The sequence below is a fragment of the Flavobacterium luteum genome (assembly GCF_008806775.1).
GTDB classification, from domain to species: Bacteria; Bacteroidota; Bacteroidia; order Flavobacteriales; family Flavobacteriaceae; genus Flavobacterium; species Flavobacterium luteum.
In genome coordinates this window covers 1-21,661 of the sequence record NZ_WAEM01000003.1, presented here as the reverse complement: position 1 = coordinate 21,661, position 21,661 = coordinate 1, and the positions used below count along the sequence as shown (strand labels likewise).

The 21,661-nt window shown below is 32.0% G+C and carries 18 protein-coding genes and 1 pseudogene; 7 read left to right on the top strand and 12 right to left on the bottom strand.

Translation table 11 applies throughout. The features are described from left to right. Positions 1 to 38: 38 nt before the first annotated feature. The 7 genes from F6464_RS07315 to F6464_RS07285 form a co-directional block, all read right to left on the bottom strand. A complete protein-coding gene (locus F6464_RS07315) occupies positions 39 to 1,796 on the bottom strand; it encodes a BatD family protein (RefSeq protein WP_151107160.1) in 1,758 nt (585 codons plus the stop codon). A gap of 45 nt (positions 1,797 to 1,841) precedes the next feature. Continuing rightward, complete coding sequence (locus F6464_RS07310; protein ID WP_151107159.1) at positions 1,842 to 2,624, bottom strand: tetratricopeptide repeat protein; 783 nt, start codon at positions 2,622 to 2,624, stop codon at positions 1,842 to 1,844. Continuing rightward, positions 2,624 to 3,658, bottom strand: coding sequence for a vWA domain-containing protein (locus tag F6464_RS07305; RefSeq protein ID WP_151107158.1), 1,035 nt, complete (start codon positions 3,656 to 3,658; stop codon positions 2,624 to 2,626). The genes F6464_RS07310 and F6464_RS07305 overlap by 1 nt, the downstream gene beginning before the upstream one ends. Positions 3,659 to 3,728: 70 nt before the next feature. Next, positions 3,729 to 4,730: a vWA domain-containing protein gene (locus F6464_RS07300; RefSeq protein WP_151107157.1), complete on the bottom strand. Its 1,002-nt coding sequence runs from the start codon at positions 4,728 to 4,730 to the stop codon at positions 3,729 to 3,731. Continuing rightward, positions 4,730 to 6,352 (bottom strand): hypothetical protein, encoded by a 1,623-nt coding sequence (locus tag F6464_RS07295; RefSeq protein WP_151107156.1) that lies wholly within the window; start codon positions 6,350 to 6,352, stop codon positions 4,730 to 4,732. The genes F6464_RS07300 and F6464_RS07295 overlap by 1 nt, the downstream gene beginning before the upstream one ends. 48 nt (positions 6,353 to 6,400) lie before the next feature. Continuing rightward, positions 6,401 to 7,264, bottom strand: coding sequence for a DUF58 domain-containing protein (locus tag F6464_RS07290; RefSeq protein ID WP_151107155.1), 864 nt, complete (start codon positions 7,262 to 7,264; stop codon positions 6,401 to 6,403). 77 nt (positions 7,265 to 7,341) lie between these two features. Next, positions 7,342 to 8,346, bottom strand: a complete 1,005-nt coding sequence (locus F6464_RS07285; RefSeq protein WP_151107154.1) for an AAA family ATPase — start codon at positions 8,344 to 8,346, stop codon at positions 7,342 to 7,344. A gap of 212 nt (positions 8,347 to 8,558) precedes the next feature. Here F6464_RS07285 and F6464_RS07280 point away from each other — a divergent pair, with 212 nt between their 5' ends. The 4 genes from F6464_RS07280 to F6464_RS07265 are packed head-to-tail and all read left to right on the top strand — an operon-like array spanning position 8,559 to position 11,907. Beyond that, positions 8,559 to 9,431, top strand: a complete 873-nt coding sequence (locus F6464_RS07280) for an aldo/keto reductase (protein ID WP_151107153.1) — start codon at positions 8,559 to 8,561, stop codon at positions 9,429 to 9,431. A gap of 42 nt (positions 9,432 to 9,473) precedes the next feature. Then, positions 9,474 to 10,613, top strand: coding sequence for an ATP-binding protein (locus tag F6464_RS07275; RefSeq protein WP_151107152.1), 1,140 nt, complete (start codon positions 9,474 to 9,476; stop codon positions 10,611 to 10,613). A gap of 16 nt (positions 10,614 to 10,629) precedes the next feature. Further along, positions 10,630 to 11,355 (top strand): metallophosphoesterase family protein, encoded by a 726-nt coding sequence (locus F6464_RS07270; protein ID WP_151107151.1) that lies wholly within the window; start codon positions 10,630 to 10,632, stop codon positions 11,353 to 11,355. Between the two features lie 45 nt (positions 11,356 to 11,400). After that, entirely contained in the window at positions 11,401 to 11,907 is a 507-nt protein-coding gene (locus tag F6464_RS07265) for a DUF6646 family protein (protein WP_151107150.1), read from the top strand. A 73-nt stretch (positions 11,908 to 11,980) separates the two neighbouring features. Here F6464_RS07265 and amaB read toward each other — a convergent pair whose 3' ends face one another. Next, a complete protein-coding gene (gene amaB / locus F6464_RS07260) occupies positions 11,981 to 13,534 on the bottom strand; it encodes an L-piperidine-6-carboxylate dehydrogenase (protein WP_151107149.1) in 1,554 nt (517 codons plus the stop codon). A 178-nt stretch (positions 13,535 to 13,712) separates the two neighbouring features. Next, complete coding sequence (locus F6464_RS07255) at positions 13,713 to 14,819, bottom strand: endonuclease/exonuclease/phosphatase family protein (RefSeq protein ID WP_151107148.1); 1,107 nt, start codon at positions 14,817 to 14,819, stop codon at positions 13,713 to 13,715. Positions 14,820 to 14,957: 138 nt separating this feature from the next. On the opposite strand from F6464_RS07255, the gene F6464_RS07250 reads away from it, so the two are divergent. Genes F6464_RS07250 through F6464_RS07240 form a run of 3 tightly spaced genes read left to right on the top strand, consistent with a single transcriptional unit; the run spans position 14,958 to position 19,813 of the window. Beyond that, complete coding sequence (locus F6464_RS07250; protein ID WP_151107147.1) at positions 14,958 to 17,846, top strand: carboxypeptidase-like regulatory domain-containing protein; 2,889 nt, start codon at positions 14,958 to 14,960, stop codon at positions 17,844 to 17,846. Positions 17,847 to 17,857: 11 nt separating this feature from the next. Then, the gene (locus F6464_RS07245; RefSeq protein ID WP_151107146.1) at positions 17,858 to 18,457 is read left to right on the top strand and encodes a choice-of-anchor J domain-containing protein; all 600 of its coding nucleotides are present in this window, start codon (positions 17,858 to 17,860) and stop codon (positions 18,455 to 18,457) included. A gap of 24 nt (positions 18,458 to 18,481) precedes the next feature. Further along, positions 18,482 to 19,813 (top strand): DUF5689 domain-containing protein, encoded by a 1,332-nt coding sequence (locus tag F6464_RS07240; RefSeq protein ID WP_151107145.1) that lies wholly within the window; start codon positions 18,482 to 18,484, stop codon positions 19,811 to 19,813. Between the two features lie 374 nt (positions 19,814 to 20,187). On the opposite strand, the pseudogene F6464_RS07235 reads toward F6464_RS07240, so the two are convergent. The 3 genes and pseudogenes from F6464_RS07235 to F6464_RS07225 form a co-directional block, all read right to left on the bottom strand. Further along, positions 20,188 to 20,271, bottom strand: a pseudogene (locus F6464_RS07235) (transposase); the annotation flags it as partial. Between the two features lie 337 nt (positions 20,272 to 20,608). Then, positions 20,609 to 21,115, bottom strand: coding sequence for a COG3415 family protein (locus F6464_RS07230; protein ID WP_151107144.1), 507 nt, complete (start codon positions 21,113 to 21,115; stop codon positions 20,609 to 20,611). 299 nt (positions 21,116 to 21,414) lie between these two features. Then, on the bottom strand, positions 21,415 to 21,661 hold a 247-nt coding region (locus tag F6464_RS07225), incomplete at its 5' end, for an OmpA family protein (RefSeq protein ID WP_151107143.1).

Genomic DNA, 21,661 nt, shown 5'->3' with positions numbered 1-21,661 from the left:
ATGAATTTAAACACTAAGTACACTAAAATCAGATGTGGTTAAGAAATTTGTTTTTCTAAATCCGATAATATTAGAACCGCCTTTTCATAATCCTGCTGAATGGCAACACTTGATGATGGTGCATATCGAGCCAATTCGCAATTTTGAGTTAAATCTATAAATGATTGAACTGTTTCTGATGTAGCTTTCCTTGAAATTAATAACTCTTGTATTTTATCTTTACTCATTTCAGAGGTTTCGATATGCAGTTTCGCTTTCAGGAAATTGTGCATGGCCTTTTCTAAAGCAATATAAAATGGCTCTTTATTATTGATTTGATTCTTGGCTTCCGATAAATATTTCTTGGCCAGTTTGTTATTCATTTTAATTCTGTTTCCATAAACATCACCATCAATAGCTTCTTTCTTTTTCTTCACTAAAATAATAAGTGGAATAAGAGAAAACGGCAACACCATCAATGAATAAAATAAAGTAGAACCCAAGAAATCTTTTTCATTAACTGATGAAAGAGTTGTTTTTAATTTAATGTATTTAAATTGTTCGCCAGCTGAAACTTTCATTTTAGAAACTCCTGTATTAGCTGCGACTGCATTGTCGGAAGCAGTAGGTCCGTCGAGAACGGTAATAAAAATCTCAGGAGAAGTAATAGTTTTGTACTTATAAGTCGCTAAATCAAAATAGGTAAACGACATCGGTTTTATGGGATATTTCCCTTTAAACTGTGGAATAATGGTATAAGAATCTGATATTTTTCCGTTCATTCCAGAAAGGGGCGTTTGTACTTTTTCGTCATGAACAGCATCATACATTTCTAATGAATTAGGAACTAAAGGTTTGGGTAATGTAAATAGTTTTAAATTTCCTGTTCCTGATACAGAAACTAGTAAATCGAGTGACTCCCCGTTTTTAAGCGTTGTTTTAGATGGTGTTGCGGTAAAATTAAATCTCCCAACTGCACCTGAAAAATCTTCAGGTTTGCCTGATTCTGGCAACGGTTTTACATTGATAGTTTTGCTTCCTGCAGAGACCCGTTTATTGTCTTCTACAAGTTGTGCTTGTCCGAAAATATTTCTTCGGTTTGTAGGCACTTGCACATCAATATCTAATGTTAAAGGTTCTATTTCTAATTTACCAGATTTTTGTGGGTATAGCACCGTTTTTCTTAAAACTACATATCGAAATTTTTCGCCGTTGTATTTTCCTTCTTCTGCAACTAGTTGTTTGATGTCAATGTTTTGACTCCAAAAATCATTGAATTTTGGTTTGTTAAGTTCTCGCCAATTGGTGATTCCGATGTTGTAACTAAAAAATAATTTGTATACTACAGTAATTGGTTCGTTTACATATGGATTTCCTTTTGAAATTTCGGCAACAAGATGAATGGCATCATCTACAGATACTTGCGGAGCATCATTTGGGTCACGAGGTTGCTCTACTGCTGCTGTAACATTTATTTTAATTGGATTTGTTTTATAAATTTGGCCGTTGATTTCAACAGCAGCTTGTTTTATTAATAATGTTCCTTTTTGCGTAGGCAATAAAAAATAAGAATAGGATTTGTTAAAGGAACTTCGTCCGTTTATCCATGACTGACTGACTTGCTGACTAGGCCCTCCAACTATTCGGAAGCCTTCAAATGAAGGCGGAGTAAAATTATCGCCATCATCATTCATCGTAAAATCGACACGAAGCCTCTCATTAAGTCCTAATGTGTTCTTACTAACTCTAGCTTCAAATTGTACTTGAGCTAAAAGCCCTTGAAAACTGAGTAGTATTAAAATTACAATTCTTTTCATTTCTTGTTTAATCGTTGTTCGTTTAATCGATTTTAGATTAGAAAACTACCAATCTTTTTCTGTTTGTACTGGTTTGCCTTTAACTTTTTGAGCATTTACTTTTTCCTGAACTTTCTTCTCTTCGTTGTTAACAGCATCCATTAAATTTTGCAATCGTTCCTTAGAAATCCCACCTGGTTTAGGTTGTGGTTTTTGGTTAGGCTTCTCATTGCCTTTGTCTTCTTTCTTGTCTTTATCACCCTCTTTTTTATCGTCTTTCTTGTCCTTATCGCCGTCTTTCTTGTCCTTATCGCCGTCTTTCTTGTCCTTATCGCCGTCTTTCTTGTCGTCCTTTTTATCTTTATCCTTTTTATCTTTATCCTTTTTATCTTTGTCTTTCTTTTTATCGTCTTTTTTTGGTGGGTTTTCTTTTAGCATTTTTTTAGCTAAAGCATAATTGTAACGTGTTTCTTCGTCAGACGGATTGTTTCGCAAGGCGTTTTTATATGCTTCGACCGCTTGTGAATATTTTTTTTCGTTCATAAATACATTTCCTAAATTGTGAAATGCTTGATGTTTTTGAGCTCGAGTTTTTGAATTTTCTATTGCCTTTAAAAAAGAATACTTTGCTTCGCTAGATTGATTTTGTCTGTAAATTGCGTTTCCTAAATTATAAGACGCTAACTCGCTTTTAGGTATTTTAGATTGCGATATTCTATAATCGGCCTCAGCCTCAGTATAGTTTTTATCTTCAAACTCTTGATTTCCCTTTGGCAAATTAGGATCTTTTTCTTGAGCAAAGGTTGCTAAAGAAAAAAATAGTAAACTATATAGAACTGCCTTTTTCATTATTCCTTTTCATTAAATAAATTCAACTTCTTTATCCAACTTGTTGCCCTTTCTGAAAGAAAAATATCTAAAAACAACAATGCAAATGCAATGCCTAAAAACCACTGAAACTGCGATTGAAAATTTGCCATTTGAGTGGCTTCAAACTCTGTTTTTTGAATATTCTCTAAAGCTTTTTTTACGGATTCTACTACTTGCTTGGTATTGGATCCGTTTATATAACTTCCTTTGGTTGCTTTTGCAATTTTTTCTAGACTTTCTGGATTGAGTTTTGTGATAACCACATCATTATTATTGTCTCTTTTAAAACTTTCTACTACTCCGTTTTGTTTTATAGGTATTGGACCTCCTTTTTCTGTTCCGAGACCTATAGTAATAATTTTCATCCCGTTTTTATTGGCTTCGGCGGCTGCCGATTCAGCTCCTTCAGTATGATCTTCTCCATCTGATAATAAAATCAGCAATTTACTGGTTTTATTTCCTTTATCGAAATAGGTAGATGACAGCTCTATTGCATCTTCTAATGACGTTCCTTGTGAAGAAACCATATTGGCATTGGTACTTTGCAAAAACATCTTAGCAACACCATAATCAGTAGTTATAGGCAAAACTGGAAAAGCACTCCCTGCATAAGCTACTATCCCTATTCTATCGTTTCCTAATTGATTGATAATTTGCGAAACAATTTGTTTGCTTTTTTCCAATCGACTGGGAGCTACATCTTCGGCAAGCATACTCTTAGAAACATCCATTGCAAAGACGATATCTATACCTTCGCGTTTTACGGTTTCTATTTTAGTTCCAATTTTAGGATTTACTAATCCAAAAATTAATGCAGCAAAAGCTAAAAGTATAATTATAAATTTAAGAATTGGTTTGAATAGAGACTGATCTGGACTCAATTTTTTTATTAAATCTAAATCGCCAAATTCGTGTTGCTTTTTTCTTTTCCAGATTTGAATGTACAAGAAAAGCACTGCAAAAATTGGCAGTATTATTAAGAGATACAAATAACCTTTTTCTTCTAATTCCATTTTTATTTGAAATATTTGATTTTAGATTTTATCCAAAATTAAATCTTATCTTTTTTTGTTTATTTAAAATTTATATAAAACTTCTAAAAATTGTATTTCGTAAACTAATTTCTGCTAAAAGCAAAAAGCCTGCAATCCACACAAAAGGACGGTATTTTTCGTCGTAATCGTAAAATTTTAATTCTTCAATTTCTGTAGTTTCTAATTTATTAATTTCGTTATAAATTTGTGCTAACTTGTCATTTCCAGTGGCTCTAAAATATTTTCCTCCTGTTTTTTTGGCAATACTTTGCAATAAATTGACATCAATCTCAACTTTCATCATTCTAAATAAAAATTGTCCGTTTGGAGCAATTGCATACGGAAAATCGGCCATTCCGTTCGTGCCAATTCCAATGGTGTAGACTTTAATTCCGTATTGTTGCGCAATATCTGAAGCTGTTTCAGGCTCAATAAACCCAGCATTGTTTACTCCGTCGGTTAATAAAATAATAATTTTACTTTTAGCTTTACTCTCTTTTAGTCGGTTTACGGCCGTGGTTAATCCCATTCCTATTCCTGTTCCGTCTTGCAAAACATTATCATATTTAATGCTACTTATAGCATCAAGAACAACAGCTTTATCACTCGTAACAGGCGATTTCGTATACGCTTCTGCAGCATAAACTACTAATCCTATTCTGTCATTTGGTCGTTCTAAAACAAAATCAGAAGCTACTCTTTTAAGCGCCTCCATTCGATTTGGTTTTAAATCCTTTGCCAACATACTTCCAGAAACGTCAATAGCCATCACAATATCGATACCTTTTGTTGTTTTAGTTTTATTGCTTACATCTACCGTTCTTGGTCTTGCCATTGCTACTATAAGCGAACTTAAAGCTAGTAATCGAAGTACAAATAAAAAAGGTTTTACTTTTGCTAAAAAAGAACTTGAGGTTTGAAAACCTTTTAACGAACTTATTTTTAATGTCGTTGATTGCTGGTTTCTTTTCCAAAACAACCAAGCAATAGCCACTGGAATTAATAAAAATAACCAGAAAAACTCAGGATTTAAAAAAGTTACGTTTTTCATTATTCGTTAGCTACTTTAAGTTCTACAGAGTTTAAAATTCGTTCCGATATTTGATTAGCATATTGATCACCTTCCTCATGCATAATAAAAATTTGTTGCAAGCCTTCGTTTTGACTAAACAATACTATTTCGTAATATATTTTTGAACTTGTTTTTGTTAGCATATTAATTCTTGAGAAAGTCCCATACCCTTTGATGCCTTTAATTCCTTGCTTTGTGTTAAATTCCTCTTGTTTTACAATCATATTTTGTCCGCCTTGCAATTCTATCATTTTTAAAGAACTTTCCAATGCATTTGATAAATCAACTTCTGCTTGTTGCTTATAATTAACAGTAGAAACCATCAAATAAAAATCACTTATAAGACTTCCATAAGCAAAGGATTGCATGTCTTTTATGAGTGCTAAACCTTCTTTAGGTAAAGTGTTTGTCAAGTCGACTCTTTTTAACACTTTTGGGGTTTCAATAGCTACTGATGGATTTCCGTATTCGCTATACACCCATTCTCCTTCCAGTAATTCCTTAGATTGATTTCCTAAAATATTGTCTTTTACAAAATCGAAACCTTTAGTAATTACAAAGAAAATAAATAGCCCGATGATTGCTCCAAGAACAATTCCAACGGCAGTTAATATCCGGCTTTTTCGTTTTTTTTGTAATTGCTTTTTTATTTGTTCCTTGCGTTGTAATTCATTTAGTAACAATTCATCTTGATTTTCTTCTATAACAGGAATCGATTTATCAAGAATAATAATTGATTTTTCTATTTTTTTGCGGTCTTCGGTAATTTCAAAATCTAACGGTTTTGATTTAGCAAATTTTACTAAATCGGCTTGTCTTAATACTTGTTCTAAATTTTCAATAGTTTCTTTAGAAAGTGCCATTTTCTTTTTTTGTGAAGCCTTTCTAATTGCTTCAATCAATTCGGCTGTAGTACATTCCATTGCTGGAATTTCTATAGCTTCTTCAATATAATTTCTGGCAATATCTGTTAATTCACTATAATAGGCTTTGATTTCTCCTTTTTGCCAAAGTTCCTTTTTTTCAAGAGTATTCAATAAACTAGTTGCTCTTTCTATTGGAGTTTTGAAAGCTTCTGCTTCTATCTTTTTCTTCTGACGGATTTTAAGCCACCAATAAACGAAAGCTCCAACTCCCGCAAGCAATAGTAAAACTAGGAGCAATTTCCAAATCCAGCTTTTACTTGATGAGGCTTCTGCAATTGGCTTAATGTCGAACATTTTTTGTTTTAAAGTGTCAACAACAACATTTGAAACCTCAACTGCAATACTATCCGTAAAAAAAGGTTTATTGTTTATAAGTATTGGAATTCTAGGAATGGTAAATCTACCAGTATCAAACTGCGTTAAGCCATATTTTTTGATGAGTTCGTATTTGTCATTATTTTTAATGGTATCAATTGCATACGACCGAATAACTTCTAACAACCCAAAGTTTTTTGTAGTTGGAAAAACCACTTTTGATGAAGTATCTACAACTGCTTTTATGGTTAGTTTGAACTCGGCTCCAATTTTATTTTTAGTAGTGTCAATAAAAACCGTTGCTTTTTGAGCAAAAAGGGCTGTTGAAAATAGTAATAATATATATAATTTAATTTTCATTTGTTTTTATATTAAACCTTTCAGTTGAAGAAACCTGAAGGATTTAGTTTAACGAGATTTAAAATATCCCAACAATTTAGTTACATAACTCTCATCTACCCGAGTATTGACAACTCCAGAACCTGATTTACTAAACGTTTCTTTAAAATATTTTACTTTGTCATGATAGTATTTTTCATAATTCATCCGAACTTGTTTAGACCCTGTGTTTATTAATTGCGTTTGCCCTGTTTCTGCATCTAGCATAGAAACCATTCCTAAATTTGGCATTTTTTCTTCTCGAATATCGTATACTCTAATGCCAGTAATATCGTGTTTTTTGGAAGCAATTTTAAGCGTTTGTTCATAGTCCTCAGACATAAAATCAGAAATTACAAATACGATTGCTTTCTTTTTTTGAGTTCCAGATAAAAATTTTAATGCTTGAGCAATATCGGTTTTGAAGCTTTTAGGCTGAAACTCTATCAATTCTCTAATAATTCGCAAAACATGCGAACGTCCTTTTTTGGGCGGAATATATAACTCTATTTGGTCTGAAAATAAAATTAATCCAATTTTATCATTGTTTTGAGTTGCCGAAAAAGCCATTGTGGCAGCAATCTCTGTAACAATATCTTTTTTGAATTGATTTTTAGTGCCAAAACTTTCTGAACCAGAAATGTCCACCATTAGCATCATGGTAAGTTCTCGTTCTTCTTCAAAAACTTTAACATGAGCTTCGTTATAGCGAGCGGTTACATTCCAATCGATAGCACGAATGTCGTCTCCAAATTGATACGGACGCACTTCAGAAAAAGTCATTCCGCGTCCTTTAAAAGAAGTATGGTATTCTCCCGAAAAGATATGATCGCTCAATCTTCGGGTCTTGATTTCAATTTTTCGTACTTTTTTTAGTAGTTCTTTTGTATCCATTTGATTGTTGATTGTTGATTAACGATTGCTGATTTCAGATCTAAAATCTAAAATCTACATTCAAAATCTAAAATCTTTTAAGGTACTTCTATTTCGTTTACAATTTTGTTGATAATATCAACAGAAGTGATGTTTTCAGCTTCGGCTTCATAAGTTATGCCTATTCTGTGACGCAACACGTCATGCACAACTGCACGAACATCCTCCGGAATTACATAACCACGGCGTTTGATAAACGCATAACATTTTGCAGCATTAGCTAAATTAATGCTTCCACGTGGCGAGGAGCCAAAACTGATTAACGGTTTTAGACTTTCTAATTTGTATTTCTCGGGATAACGAGTGGCAAAAATAATATCTAATATGTATTTTTCTATTTTTTCGTCCATATACACCTCACGTACCGCTTCTTGAGCGCGAAGAATTTGTTCTACAGAAACTACTGGATTTACTTTTTCATAGGTTCCTTTCAGATTTTGACGAATTACCATTCGCTCTTCATCCATTTTTGGGTAATCGATAACTGTTTTTAACATAAAACGATCGACTTGCGCCTCTGGTAATGGATAGGTTCCTTCTTGTTCAATTGGGTTTTGAGTGGCTAAAACTAAAAAAGGTTTGTCTAGTTTGAAGGTGGTGTCGCCAATAGTAACTTGTTTTTCCTGCATGGCTTCAAGCAATGCCGATTGCACTTTAGCTGGAGCTCTGTTAATCTCATCGGCTAAAACAAAATTAGCAAAAATAGGTCCTTTTTTTATAGAAAACTCGTTTGATTTGATATTGTAAATCATGGTTCCAACTACATCAGCAGGTAATAAATCAGGGGTAAATTGAATTCTACTAAAAGATCCATGAACTGCTTGAGACAACGTATTTATTGCAAGTGTCTTTGCTAATCCAGGAACTCCCTCTAATAAAATATGTCCTTGACCTAAAAGACCAATTAATAATCGTTCAATCATGTGCTTTTGTCCTACAATTACCTTGTTCATTTCCATGATAAGTAAATCAATAAAAGCACTCTCTCTTTCTATTTTTTCATTAATTGCTCTAATGTCTAAAGTCGAAGTATTTTCTTCCATTTCTTTTTATTTTTTGCTGTAAATTCTGTTCGATTATTTTAACGGTGCAAATTGAAATTTTTTTTAGAAGTAAGATGTTAAAAAATGGTTAAAACTTATGGTAAAGCTTGAATTTTAAGGACGATTTGTGAAACAATTTTCATATTTTTAAGAACTTAAAAAATTATCTGTTAAAACAGAAGATTTACTAAATATTTTAATTACTAGAAAACATGAGTAAAACAGTATTATCGCCTATTATTGCTGGCACTATGAATTGGGGAGTTTGGGATAAAAATTTATCACAAAAAGATATGGCAAATATGATTCATATATGCTTAGAAAACAAAATTACAACCTTTGATCATGCTGATATTTATGGTTCTTATACTACCGAAACTGCATTTGGAAAAGCATTTGCATCGAGCGCGATTGCGAGAGAAAAAATGCAACTCATTTCAAAATGTGGCATCCAACTAGTCTCTGAAAACAGATCAAACACCATAAAACATTACAATTATTCAAAAGATTATATAATTTGGTCGGTAGAAAATTCATTAAAAAATTTGCAAACTGATTTTTTAGATGTGCTTTTACTTCACAGACCAAGTCCGTTAATGCAGGCAGATGAAATTGCCGAAGCTATTCTAAAACTTAAAACCGAAGGAAAAATTTTAGATTTCGGGCTATCAAATTTTACCGCTTCTCAAACAGACTTGATTCGTCAGAAAGTCGAAGTGAGTTTCAACCAGATACAATTTTCTGCCACTCATCATGAAGCGATGCTAGATGGAAGTTTAGATTATATGCAAATTCATGATATAAGACCCATGTCATGGAATCCTCTTGGAACCGTTTTTAGAGAAGATATTGAACAAACTAGAAGATTGAAAAAAATATTGGTTCAATTGGTTGAAAAATATGGTTTGGGATCAGATACTATTTTACTTTCTTGGGTTTTGCAGCATCCAGCAAAAGTAATTCCTATAGCTGGAACTGTAAATATTTCAAGAATTCAATTGTTAATGAAAGCAGTACAATTAAAGCTTGAAAAAGAAGATTGGTTTGCTCTTTGGGCAGCAAGTATGGGAGAAGATGTGCCTTAATTTTGATTTCAAATATAGATTTCAAATTTTAAACCCTTGTAAATGATAAACAAACGCCTTCTTATAAAAAACCTATTAGCTCATAATGATGAGAGTAGTTTTTATGACAAAAAGCGTCAGTTAAATTTGCATACTAGAGAAGGAAAAGCAAAGTTTTTGAAACACATTTGCGCTTTATCCAATTCTAATCCTGCAAACAATTCCTATATTGTTGTAGGTGTAGAAGATCATAATAACGAAATTGTAGGTGATGATTTTTTTGATGACAGTCACATTCAAAATTTAGTAAATGCCTTTTTAGAAAACCCACCAAAAATTCAATATGAAAATGTGCCTTTCCCTAATTTGCCAAAAGATAAAGTAGTTGGACTAGTAACGATCAAAGCAAAAAGCAAAACTTCATATTTCAAAAAAGGCATTCATACTATTCTGGCAAATAGTGTTTTCATAAGGCGTGGCAGCAATACTGTTCCTGTCGAAAATGAATTTGAAAAAAATCATCAAAATACAGAAACCGTTATTGGAATTGAAAATAATTCTAGAAATAGTATCAAATATACTTTAGACGGGGTTATTGACTTTATGAATTTAAAACATAAAGACATGGCTCCAGAATATAACGTTTTTAAAGAGTTATTTGTGATTTGTTGGGCAGGAATTCCAAAAAAAGTAAGAGACACAACCTATTTGTCACGCGTTGATATAGAATTGATTAATGAGCAAATTAAACTATTTTATTCTGCTCAAGATGTAGTAACTATAAGCTTTGATGAGGAATCTTTTACCATCATAGAATATGTTCCATTAGGTTTAAATGATAAAACGAGTTTTTATCCATTAGAGAAGCAAACCATTCAGTTCTATGAAAATGGGTATTATAAAATTAATATGGAAATGCTTTTTCAACCTCCTAAATTTAATAAGAAAATGTTGTTTCATATCTATAATACTAACTTGTCTTTGATTAGAAAATTACAAAATGGTCTTTCATTATCAGAAAGAGAATTTAAAGATTTAGAAAACTTACCTTCCACTTTTATGATTTGTTATCTCAATGGTTTTGAAGATGCCAAACAAAAATTAATTGATGCAAAAACACTATTGAAACCTTTTGGTCAAGTATATTTGTCCTTTAAAGAAGCCTTACGCATTTTGAGAAAAATGAAATACGATAGTCAGTAAAAAAGTACACTAACAAATGAGAACACTTGTCATAGGAGATATTCATGGAGGATTGCGTGCGCTACATCAAATTTTTGAAAGAGCAAAAGTTACAAAAGACGACCAATTAATTTTTTTAGGAGATTATGTAGACGGGTGGAGTCAATCTCCAGAGGTTTTAGACTTTTTAATAACATTAAAGCAACAGCAGAACTGCATTTTTATAAGAGGAAACCACGATGATCTTTTACATTCTTGGCTTAATGAAAGTAAGGATAACGAATTATGGTACAAACATGGAGGAGAGTCAACGGTTTTAGCCTATATTGATGTAAAATGGGATAAAAAACAAAGTCATATTGAGTTTCTAAAATCATTACAGAATTATTATTTAGACTACAAAAACCGATTGTTTATTCACGCTGGATTTACCAATTTAAATGGGATTGATTTTGAATATTTTCCAAAATCATTTTATTGGGATAGAACTTTATGGGAAACTGCATTAGCATTAGATACAAAAATAAAAACTACAGATTTATTTTATCCTAAAAGATTACTTCTTTATGACGAAATTTATATTGGTCATACTCCTGTTACCAGAATAAACAAAACCATACCTGTACAAAAAGCTAACATATGGAATTTAGATACTGGTGCTGCTTTTAAAGGTCCACTTACAGTTATGGATGTCGATACGAAAGAATTTTGGCAGAGCGAACCGTTACCCAATTTATACCCAAATGAAAAAGGCAGAAATTAAGTAGGAAATTACTATATTTGCTAGACAATTTTTAAACTAAACACCATGAAAAAAATTATTACATTATTATTATTAATCTCTGTTGGATTTGTAAATGCTCAGGCGTATAAAGGTAAAGGAGATATTAAAGCGCAAGTTGGTGCTAATATTCAAGATGGCGCAACAGGAATTCAGGTGTCTACTGATTTTGGACTTGGAGAAAATATGTCATATGGATTTACTGCCTGTTATTTATTGTCTGTTCAAGAATATGAAATTTTAGGCGTAACTCAAAAACCTGAATTTGGCGATAGATTTGACTTAAAAGCTCGTTTTAGCGCTAATATAGGAAACGTTCTTAAATTAAACCCAAAAATGGATATATATCCAGGACTAAATCTGGGTTTAAGAAATTTTGGTGCTCATTTAGGGTTCCGTTATTTCTTAACTGATGGTTTTGGTTTGTATGCTGAAGCGGGAATTCCTATTGCTAAATACGATACAAAAATTACAGGTTTTGATAATTACAACAACCAATTTACATTAAATGTTGGTGTTTCGTTTAATTTGTAGTGAATATAAATTTTAAAGTTTTTATATAAAAAAATCGCCAATTGGCGATTTTTTTATTGGTTCATTTCCCCAATTACAAATCAAATTTTATTCCTTGTGCTAATGGCAAACTCGTAGTATAATTTATAGTATTGGTTTGTCGTCTCATGTATATTTTCCAGGCATCAGATCCTGATTCACGACCGCCACCTGTTTCTTTTTCTCCACCAAAAGCGCCACCTATTTCCGCTCCAGAAGTGCCTATGTTTACATTAGCAATACCACAATCTGAACCAACTACAGATAAAAACAATTCGGCCTCTCTTAAATTATTAGTCATAATAGCTGAAGATAAGCCTTGAGCAACGCCATTTTGTAATTGAATTGCGTTTTCTACTGTTCCAGAGTATCTAAGTAAATATAGAACTGGTGCAAATGTTTCATGCTGAACGATTTCGAATGAATTATCAGCTTCGGCAATTGCTGGTTTAACATAACAGCCACTTTCGTAGCCTTCTCCAGAGAGCACTCCACCTTCTACTAAAACTTTGCCACCTTCTGCAACTACTTTTGAAAGGGCATTTTTATACATTTCTACCGCATGTAAATCAATTAAAGGGCCTACGTGATTGTTCTGATCTAACGGATTTCCAATTTTTAATTGTCCATAAGCCGATACAATAGCGTCTTTTACTTTCTCATAAATGCTTTCATGTATAATTAGTCTACGAGTAGAGGTGCAACGTTGTCCCGCAGTTCCTACAGCTCCGAAAACAGCACCAATAACTGTCATTTTTATATCGGCATCAGGAGTTACAATAATCGCATTATTTCCTCCTAATTCTAATAATGACTTTCCTAATCTACTTGCAACAGCTTGCGCTACTATTTTCCCCATTCGGGTAGAACCTGTGGCTGAAATTAATGGAATTCGTTTGTCGTTTGTCATTAATGCTCCAACGGTGTAATCTCCATTTATCAAACATGAAATTCCTTCTGGAAGATTATTTTCTTTGATTACTTGTGCAATAATATTTTGACATGCAACTCCGCATAACGGTGTTTTTTCTGAGGGTTTCCAAACACAAACATCTCCCGATATCCATGCTAGAGCGGTGTTCCAAGCCCAAACTGCAACTGGAAAATTAAATGCCGAAATTATTCCTACAACGCCTAGCGGATGGTATTGTTCATACATTCGGTGACCAGGCCTTTCGGAGTGCATGGTTAACCCGTGTAATTGACGTGACAACCCTACAGCAAAATCGCAGATGTCTATCATTTCTTGAACTTCACCATAACCTTCTTGTAGTGATTTTCCCATTTCATAAGAAACCAATTTCCCCAACGCTTCTTTGTTTTTACGTAATTTTTCACCAAACTGTCTCACAATTTCTCCTCTTTGTGGGGCTGGCATGGTCCTGAAAGATTGAAAAGCTTCAGTTGCAGTTTGCATCACTTTTTCATAATCAACTATAGTAGATGTTTTAACAGTTGCAATTAATTGTCCATCAACAGGAGAAAAACTCTCTAATAGCTCACCATTAGAAAAGTGATTTTGCCCTGTTGATGTTCCTTCGTTGATAGTATGAATTCCTAATTGTTGAAGTGCTTCGGTCATACCGAATTGCTGCGCTATTGTTATCATTGTAACTTTTTTACTTGAATTTGTTATAGTAATTACAAATATATTGTTTATTACTAAATTTTATTCATTTTTTATACAAAATTCCAAATGGATTTTTTTTTAATTTAAAAAAATAAAATTTCGTAAATAAAAAAGGTTAGCGTTAACTAACCTTTACATGACTTTTAATAAATCTTTTTTATTTTGCTTCTTTAATCAAATAAATATAAACGGGAAAGTGATCACTAAATCCAACCTCATTGGCTTGGTGACGCAAAGGATATCCTTTATATTGTCCTGTGGTTTGAATCATGTATTGTTTGTTGTAAATACCCGCTTTCCAATATCTAAATGATGAGTAATCTGTTTTGATTAATTGCTCAGAAACCATGATTTGATCAAAAATGTCTCCAGAGTCTCTGTAGAACAATGTCGACTGTCCTTTATGAAACATTTCTTCAAAAGGATTGTATATTCCAAACTGTTTTACTTCTTCTTTTTTACGTTTAGCTCCTATACCTTCTTTCACACTTTTATTATATGATGCATCATTCAAATCGCCCATAGTAATAATCTTAGCATTTGGATTTACTTTGTATATAGAATCCATTATTTTTCTGTTTAACTTACCCGCCGCTTCACGAAAAGGACTGCTTTTTTTCTCTCCACCTGAACGTGATGGCCAGTGATTTACCATAACATTTACTTCATCGCCATCTAAAAAGCCAGTTACTAAAAGGATATCCCTAGTGTAACGTCTTTCACCAGTAGCAACTTCATTTTTATCATTATCCGCTTTGTCTTCTTCGGTTTCTTTTTCGGCTTTAATTTTTGAGAAATTATCGTAAATTAATAAAGGAATATTCACATAACTTGTTGGGGTAAAGTGCTTCTTTTGATACAAAAGCGCTACATCTATCCCTCTTTTATCAGGAGAATCAAAATGGACAATACCATAATCATAGGGTAACAATTTCGGTTGTTTTACCAAATCCTCTAAAACACCTCTGTTTTCAATTTCACATCCTCCAATAAGTGTAGGGGCATTGTTTGGGTTTTCACCAGTTCCTATTTCAGATAAAACTCTGGCTAAATTCTCCAGTTTTTTATGATATTTCTTCGATGTCCAGTTCTGAGCTCCAGTTGGCAACCATTCTTCATCAATGTTAGGATTGTTAATGGTATCGAACAGATTTTCTAAATTGTAAAAAGCAACAGTGTGCACTACAAACTTTTTTTGTTGAGCAATACCCGTGACTATTGTAAATAATACAAATAAAACAGCAATTAATGTTTTAATTTTCATAAATGGATAGATTAATAAATTATCAAGTTTAACATAAACTTATCAGCAAAAGTAAATATTATTAATTAATAATGTACATTTGCGACATTAAGAAATGATTATTCTTTAAAAAAAAGACGAATTAACTAAATTTTATTTATGAAAAAGCTTGTTATTAGTACAATTTTTGTAATGCAAGTGCTTTTTAGTTTTGCTCAAACTGGAACCGGAATTACTGGTAAAGTAGTAGATTCAAAAACTCAAAAGCCACTGCAGGGTGTTGTTGCATCGATTCAAAACACCAATTTAACCCAAATAACGGATGTTCTTGGGAAATTTTCTTTTCTAGATGTACCAAAAGGAAAACAATTATTACAAATTAAAACCCAGGGGTACAAAGAGCAACTGTTACAAATAGAAGTTGTTTCAGGTAAAGTTCTTGATTTGGGTATAGTTTTTTTTGAAGTCGACCAAACCGAGGAACAGCAATTAAGTTTAATAACAATTACTGAAAATGATTTAGGTGATGACAATAGTGGCTCTGAAAGCACATCTGGCTTGCTTCAAGCAAGTAGAGATGCTTTTCAACAAACAGCCGCCTTTAATTGGGGTCAAGCACGTTTTAGAATTCGAGGATTAGATAATGAATATGGAACTGTATTGATTAATGGTATTACCATGAACAAAATTTACGACGGAAGACCTCAATGGGGAAACTGGGGTGGTTTAAATGATGCTACCAGAAATCAAGAGTTCACGAGCGGTTCAGCACCCTCTGATTATACATTTGGTGGAATCCTTGGGACACAAGAAATTAATACAAGAGCTTCATTGTACAGAAAAGGGTCTAGAGTTTCGTTTTCTGGAACCAACACCAATTATAGTTGGAGAACAATGGGTACGCACGTATCAGGAATGAATAAAGATGGCTGGGCTTTTGTAATTTCAGGATCAAGACGTTGGGCAAATGAAGGCTACTTTGAAGGAACTAATTATGCAGCCAATTCTTTGTTTGCTAGTGTTGAAAAGAAATTTAATGAAAAACATAGTCTGAATTTTACTTCGATCTATGCTCAAAACAGAAGAGGAAAAACCTCGCCAAATTCTCAAGAGGTAAATGACTTAAAAGGATTTAAATACAACTCTTATTGGGGCTACCAAGATGGTAAAAAGAGAAATTCAAGAGAGAAAAACATTGAAGAACCCATAAATATGTTGAGTCATTATTGGAAGATGTCCGATAAAACCAATTTGAATACTAATGTTTCCTACCAAATAGGTTCTGTTGGAAATAGTAGAATTGATTTTCAATCAGCTAATAATCCAGACCCTACATACTATAAAAATTTACCAAATTATTATTTAAATTTATCCACCTATTATTTCCCTGCGAAAGACGAGAATGGGAGCCCAATATTAGATGGTGAAGGAAATCAAACTTATACAAATCCTCAAGCTTTGATTGCTAAAAACAATTTCTTAAACAATGGTCAAGTAAATTGGAATAAAATATATTATACAAATGCCATTGTAAACAAAGGCGAAAAAAGTGCATATGTGTTATATGAAGATAGAACCGATGATAAATTATGGAGTGCTAATTCCATAATAAACTCAAATTTATCAGATAATATTAATATGAACGCGGGTATTAATTTTAAGAAATTAAGATCTAGAAATTTTCAAAGATTAATAGATTTATTAGGCGGAAGTTATTTTAAAGATATTGATCCTTTTTATAATGATGATGCATCACAATCAGACCTCAACAATCCCAATAGAAATGTACTGGTCGGTGACGATTATGGCTATAATTATTATTTAAACGCCACAACATTTGATGGTTTTACTCAATTTAAGTTTAGATATAAAAAGATTGATTTCTATTTGGGCCAATCATTTTCTAGAACTGAATATCAAAGAGAAGGATTATACAAAAACGGAATTTACGCAAGCAATTCTTATGGCAAAAGTTCAAATGTAATTTTTGAAAACTTCGGATTTAAAGGCGGTTTAACTTATAAAATAACTGGACGTCAGATGTTAGATTTCAATGGCTTTTATTCAACAAAAGCTCCGAGTTTAAAGAATACTTTTTCGAATGCACGGATTAATAACAATGTTACACCTGATCTAAGAAGTGAGTCAATTATGAGTGTTGATGGAAGTTATATTATAAAGGCGCCTAAATTTAAAGGAAGATTAACTGGTTATTATAGTAAAATAATGAATTCGACAGAAGTATCCTTTTTCTATGGTGAAGGGCTTTTTGATGAAGAAGCTGTAGGCGCTGGAAATGAAGACTCGTTTATTAGCGAAATTGTTACTGGAATTAATAAAAAACAACTTGGTTTAGAATTAGGATTAGAATATAATCTTACATCAACTATAAAAGTTACAGGTGTTGCAGCATATGGGCAATATACTTATGATAATAACCCTAACTTAAAAGTAAATGATGATGCACAAGCGTCAACAACTAATTCTAATCCTATTACTGATTTTGGTAAAGCATATTTAAAAAATTACCGCTTACCAGGGTCGCCTCAACAAGCATACTCAGTTGGTTTAGAATACAGAGATCCTAAATTCTGGTGGATAGGTACAAATGCAAATTACCTTGCTGATACCTATATTGATATTTCAAGTATTTTAAGGACTAATAATTTTACAGTAGACAAACAAACAGGATCTTCATATGAAGGATTGACAGAAGAAACTGTGAGAGGATTATTGAAACAAGAAAAATTTGACCCAATTACATTGGTGAATCTTGTGGGAGGAAAATCTTGGAAAATAAAAAGCAATACATTTGGTTTCTTTGCTTCAATTAATAATGTGTTTGATATTACCTATAAAACAGGAGGTTTTGAACAATCAAGAAAAGCAACTTACCCAGATTATAAAGCCGATAACACATCTGAATTGCCTTTAAACAATCCTGCAAATGGAACGTTCAATGTTGGACAAACACATCCTTCATTTGCTCCAAAATACTTCTACGGTTATGGCAGAACTTATTTTGTAAATTTCTATATTAATTTTTAATAAAATATACTATGAAAAAAAACTTTAAATTAATCATCTTATCAATACTTTTTTCAAGTGTTTTAATAAGTTGCGTAAATGATGGTGACACTGAAATACCGCGTGTTGATCCAGCTCCTTTATATAAAGAATCATTCGAAACTAATTTTCCTAATTGGGTAAAATATAGTAAAACTGGAAGTCAAGTATGGTCTTTAGAAACTAAATACGGAAATCCTGCCGAATGTGCTAAGATAACAGGTTTTAGTGGAGGTGCTAACAATGACAATGTTGATTGGTTAATATCGCCTGCTCAAAATTTGTCTGCTTTAAACAACGCAAAACTATCTTTTGATAATGCATATAAATTCAATGGTCCTCCAATTGAAGTTTATATTTCCAATAATTATTCTGGTACAGGAAATCCCGAAGTGAGCGGAGTTACTTGGACAAAAATTACAGGAGCAATTTTATCTGTAGGAGAGTATAAATGGACAGGATCTGGTTCTTTAAATATTTCAAATTTTACAGGAGTAGGAAATGAAACTGTATATATTGCTTTCAAATATACTTCAACTTCTTCCGAAGGTTCTACTTGGGAAATAGACAATGTTAAAATAGCCACAGAGTAAAGAATTACTTAAAAATATAAAATTATGAAAACTTATAAATTTGTTTTATCAATTGCAATTATAGCTACTCTTTTTAGCTGTGTTGATTCCGAAAATTATGTTTCCCCTGATTTAAGCGGTGTGTGTGGTGAATTAGTCGCAAATAAGTCTGTCTTAGAAATAACTTCAAAATCTAGTGCTAGTAGCGTGAAATATGTTGATGAAGATATTATTGAAGCTTATGTAACCTCTAGTGATGAAGGAGGAAATTTTTACAAGTCGATCTCCTTTGTATCAACTGACGGAAAAACTGGATTTAGTATGCCAATAGACGATTATAATTTATATACTAAATATGAGCCAGGTAGAAAAGTATATATTAACTTGAAAGATCGTTATCTTAAAAAAGAATACGGTTCTACAATAATTGGCTCTTTATATAATAATGATACCCCTAGTAGTGAGGGTGATGATAAAGTTGGTAGAATGTCAGGTGTAGAATATCAAAGTGTTTTAACGGCTTCTTGCTCTTCATCTATTAAAGAAGAAGATTTAATACAAAAAATGTCGTTAAAAGATGCCCAAACAGATGCAAACTTAAATAAATTAATTGAACTTGATAATGTTCAGTTTACCGATGAATCATTAGGTAAAAAATATTATGATGAAAGTTTGTTTACAATAGGTGGTTCAACAAATCATTTGATTATAGATGCTAATGGAAATACTGTAACATTAAGAGGAAGTCAATATGCTACTTTTGCTACTCAACCAATCCCTAGTGGAAATGGTAAAATTATAGGTGTTATGACAAAATACAGTAGTACATATCAATTCATGATTAGAACTCTTAGAGATGTTCAATTAACCAATCCTAGAGTTGTTCCTTTCTTTGAAGAATCGTTTACATCCAATTTTCCTAATTGGATAAAATTTAGTGTGTCGGGGGCTCAAGTTTGGGGTATAGACACTCAATTTGGTAATCCTGGTTCATGTGCTAAAATGACAGGTTTTGCTAGCAGTAAAAGCAATGAAAATGAAGATTGGTTAATTTCTCCAGTACAAGATTTATCTTCTCTTACATCGGCTACTTTAACCTTTGATACCGCTACAAACTTTTCTGGAAATGCTTTACTAGCATATGTTTCTAATAATTATTCTGGATCTGGTAGTCCTTCGGCAGCAACGTGGACATTATTAAATGCTGTATATTCTCCAAGTAATGGGGGTTACAAATGGACAAATTCTGGATCCCTAAATATTTCGGCTTTTACTGGTTCTGGAAACAATGGTGTTTATATAGCTTTTAAATATACCTCTACCACATCAGCCTCAGCTACATGGGAAGTAGACAATGTAAAGATTACATCTAAATAAATTTATGACAGAAATACCATAAAAAAAGAGGCTTTATTAGCCTCTTTTTTTATGGTGTTAAATCAATTGTGAAACAAAGTAATAAAATTATAATTTTGTGAGCTTTATTAAATCATTGTATTTCACTCACATGGTTGTTAGTGTTTTTTAATACTGTTTATTTACATACGAAGTTATAATGTTTATTATAGAATTATATATTTTATCAATTTCTTGTGATAAAATAATACCAATTATGCATTTAATTTAGTCTAAAATAATTATAAAAAATAATCAAAACTGCATAAATTCTTAATAAACTTTTCAGTTAATAATTCATTTACTATTTTATTGATTTGAATTTTTAACTACTCCATTGTTTTATACACTTTATTGGTAATTTTCCTTTTGATATTTAACCAAACTATTTCGGCAGGATTTAATTCTGGTGAGTATGGCGGTAAAAAGACTAACTTTATATTGTTAGGAATTTCTAGATATTTCCTTTTTGAAAACGACCGTTATATAAAACGACAACTTTATATTCTGTTGGTTTTTTATTTGAAAGCTCGTTCAAGAAGATTTGAAAATTATCACCATTACAATACGGTAATTCCATAACTAAACTATCGCCATTATAGGGCAAACACGCCAAATATATAAGTTGATTTGAATACGTTTTGATAATTGCAAATAGGTTTTACACCAACAGCTGTTAATGTTTTTTCATTTCAAATAAACAATCCAAATCTACTTTCATATTGAACATAAAGATTAAAAGTTTTAAATTCTTCTAAAACTTCACTCAATGCGTGTTCAAGAATTATTTTGAAGTTTTTTAAAAGCATCGCTATCCTCTTGCATTTTATTGATGCGACTTTTTCTAGCCACTTGTAATTTGGCACCAAAATTTCTTTTCACATAGCTATTTATAGTTTGATAATTAATTCCCTGAGGCATATAATTATCAGTAATCCATTTGATTAAATCAATATATGAAGTGAAGGCATCTTTTGGAGAATTCAATCTTGACTGTATTTCTAGGTGTAACTCTTTACTTATAATTGATGGCTTAAACCCTATTTTGCCATAGTGCAAAAGGCCTTCTATACCTTTTTCAAAATATAAATTTCTCCATTTTTGAGCAGTATTATGATTGACTTTTAAAATTTTAGAAAGTTCAAGTTTACTTAAAGAAGCATCACTTCTTTTTAAAACCAATAACATATCAATTCTTTTTCTCAGATGAACAGGCTGCTTGTGTTTTAACTTAATTAGCTCTTGTTCGCTTTCTTTTACTACAATTTGTTTAGATTTTGCCATAAACAAATATACATAATATATTTATAAAATAGTCTAAATATAATAAAAAATAGCTAAAAAAATTAAACTATTTTAAATGCATAATTGGTGTAATTTTAAAGAAAGTTTATTCTTAAAAAAGCCCTAAAATTTTATTTTAAAGTAAACTTAATCTGTTAATATTCTTTATTAATTTAAAATCATCTTATTAATTAACATAATGTAAACTAGATTTAATAATAACAAAAAAACCGAGTCACAGTGACTCGGTTTGTATTTCTGGTAGAATTCCTATAATGTATTGTATTTCTTAAACTCCTTTACTTCACAATCAAAAATTCCGATCTTCTATTTTGTGCATGTTGCTCATCGGTGCACGTATCTTTGCAGTCTACTTTAGGTTCAGTTTTTCCGTATCCTTTTCCTGTGATTCTTTTTGCATCAATACCCTTAGAAATTACATATTGTACTGTAGCTTTTGCTCTTCTGTCTGATAAGGATAGGTTGTAGGCATCACTTCCTCTATAATCGGTGTGCGATTTAGCCAATATGATTAACTTTTTGTTG

Coding starts and splice junctions, on each gene's coding strand:
- F6464_RS07315 (WP_151107160.1), bottom strand. CDS start 1,796: ATGAAAAGAATTGTAATTTTAATACTACTCAGTTTTCAAGGGCTTTTA.
- F6464_RS07310 (WP_151107159.1), bottom strand. CDS start 2,624: ATGAAAAAGGCAGTTCTATATAGTTTACTATTTTTTTCTTTAGCAACC.
- F6464_RS07305 (WP_151107158.1), bottom strand. CDS start 3,658: ATGGAATTAGAAGAAAAAGGTTATTTGTATCTCTTAATAATACTGCCA.
- F6464_RS07300 (WP_151107157.1), bottom strand. CDS start 4,730: ATGAAAAACGTAACTTTTTTAAATCCTGAGTTTTTCTGGTTATTTTTA.
- F6464_RS07295 (WP_151107156.1), bottom strand. CDS start 6,352: ATGAAAATTAAATTATATATATTATTACTATTTTCAACAGCCCTTTTT.
- F6464_RS07290 (WP_151107155.1), bottom strand. CDS start 7,264: ATGGATACAAAAGAACTACTAAAAAAAGTACGAAAAATTGAAATCAAG.
- F6464_RS07285 (WP_151107154.1), bottom strand. CDS start 8,346: ATGGAAGAAAATACTTCGACTTTAGACATTAGAGCAATTAATGAAAAA.
- F6464_RS07280 (WP_151107153.1), top strand. CDS start 8,559: ATGAGTAAAACAGTATTATCGCCTATTATTGCTGGCACTATGAATTGG.
- F6464_RS07275 (WP_151107152.1), top strand. CDS start 9,474: ATGATAAACAAACGCCTTCTTATAAAAAACCTATTAGCTCATAATGAT.
- F6464_RS07270 (WP_151107151.1), top strand. CDS start 10,630: ATGAGAACACTTGTCATAGGAGATATTCATGGAGGATTGCGTGCGCTA.
- F6464_RS07265 (WP_151107150.1), top strand. CDS start 11,401: ATGAAAAAAATTATTACATTATTATTATTAATCTCTGTTGGATTTGTA.
- amaB (WP_151107149.1), bottom strand. CDS start 13,534: ATGATAACAATAGCGCAGCAATTCGGTATGACCGAAGCACTTCAACAA.
- F6464_RS07255 (WP_151107148.1), bottom strand. CDS start 14,819: ATGAAAATTAAAACATTAATTGCTGTTTTATTTGTATTATTTACAATA.
- F6464_RS07250 (WP_151107147.1), top strand. CDS start 14,958: ATGAAAAAGCTTGTTATTAGTACAATTTTTGTAATGCAAGTGCTTTTT.
- F6464_RS07245 (WP_151107146.1), top strand. CDS start 17,858: ATGAAAAAAAACTTTAAATTAATCATCTTATCAATACTTTTTTCAAGT.
- F6464_RS07240 (WP_151107145.1), top strand. CDS start 18,482: ATGAAAACTTATAAATTTGTTTTATCAATTGCAATTATAGCTACTCTT.
- F6464_RS07230 (WP_151107144.1), bottom strand. CDS start 21,115: ATGGCAAAATCTAAACAAATTGTAGTAAAAGAAAGCGAACAAGAGCTA.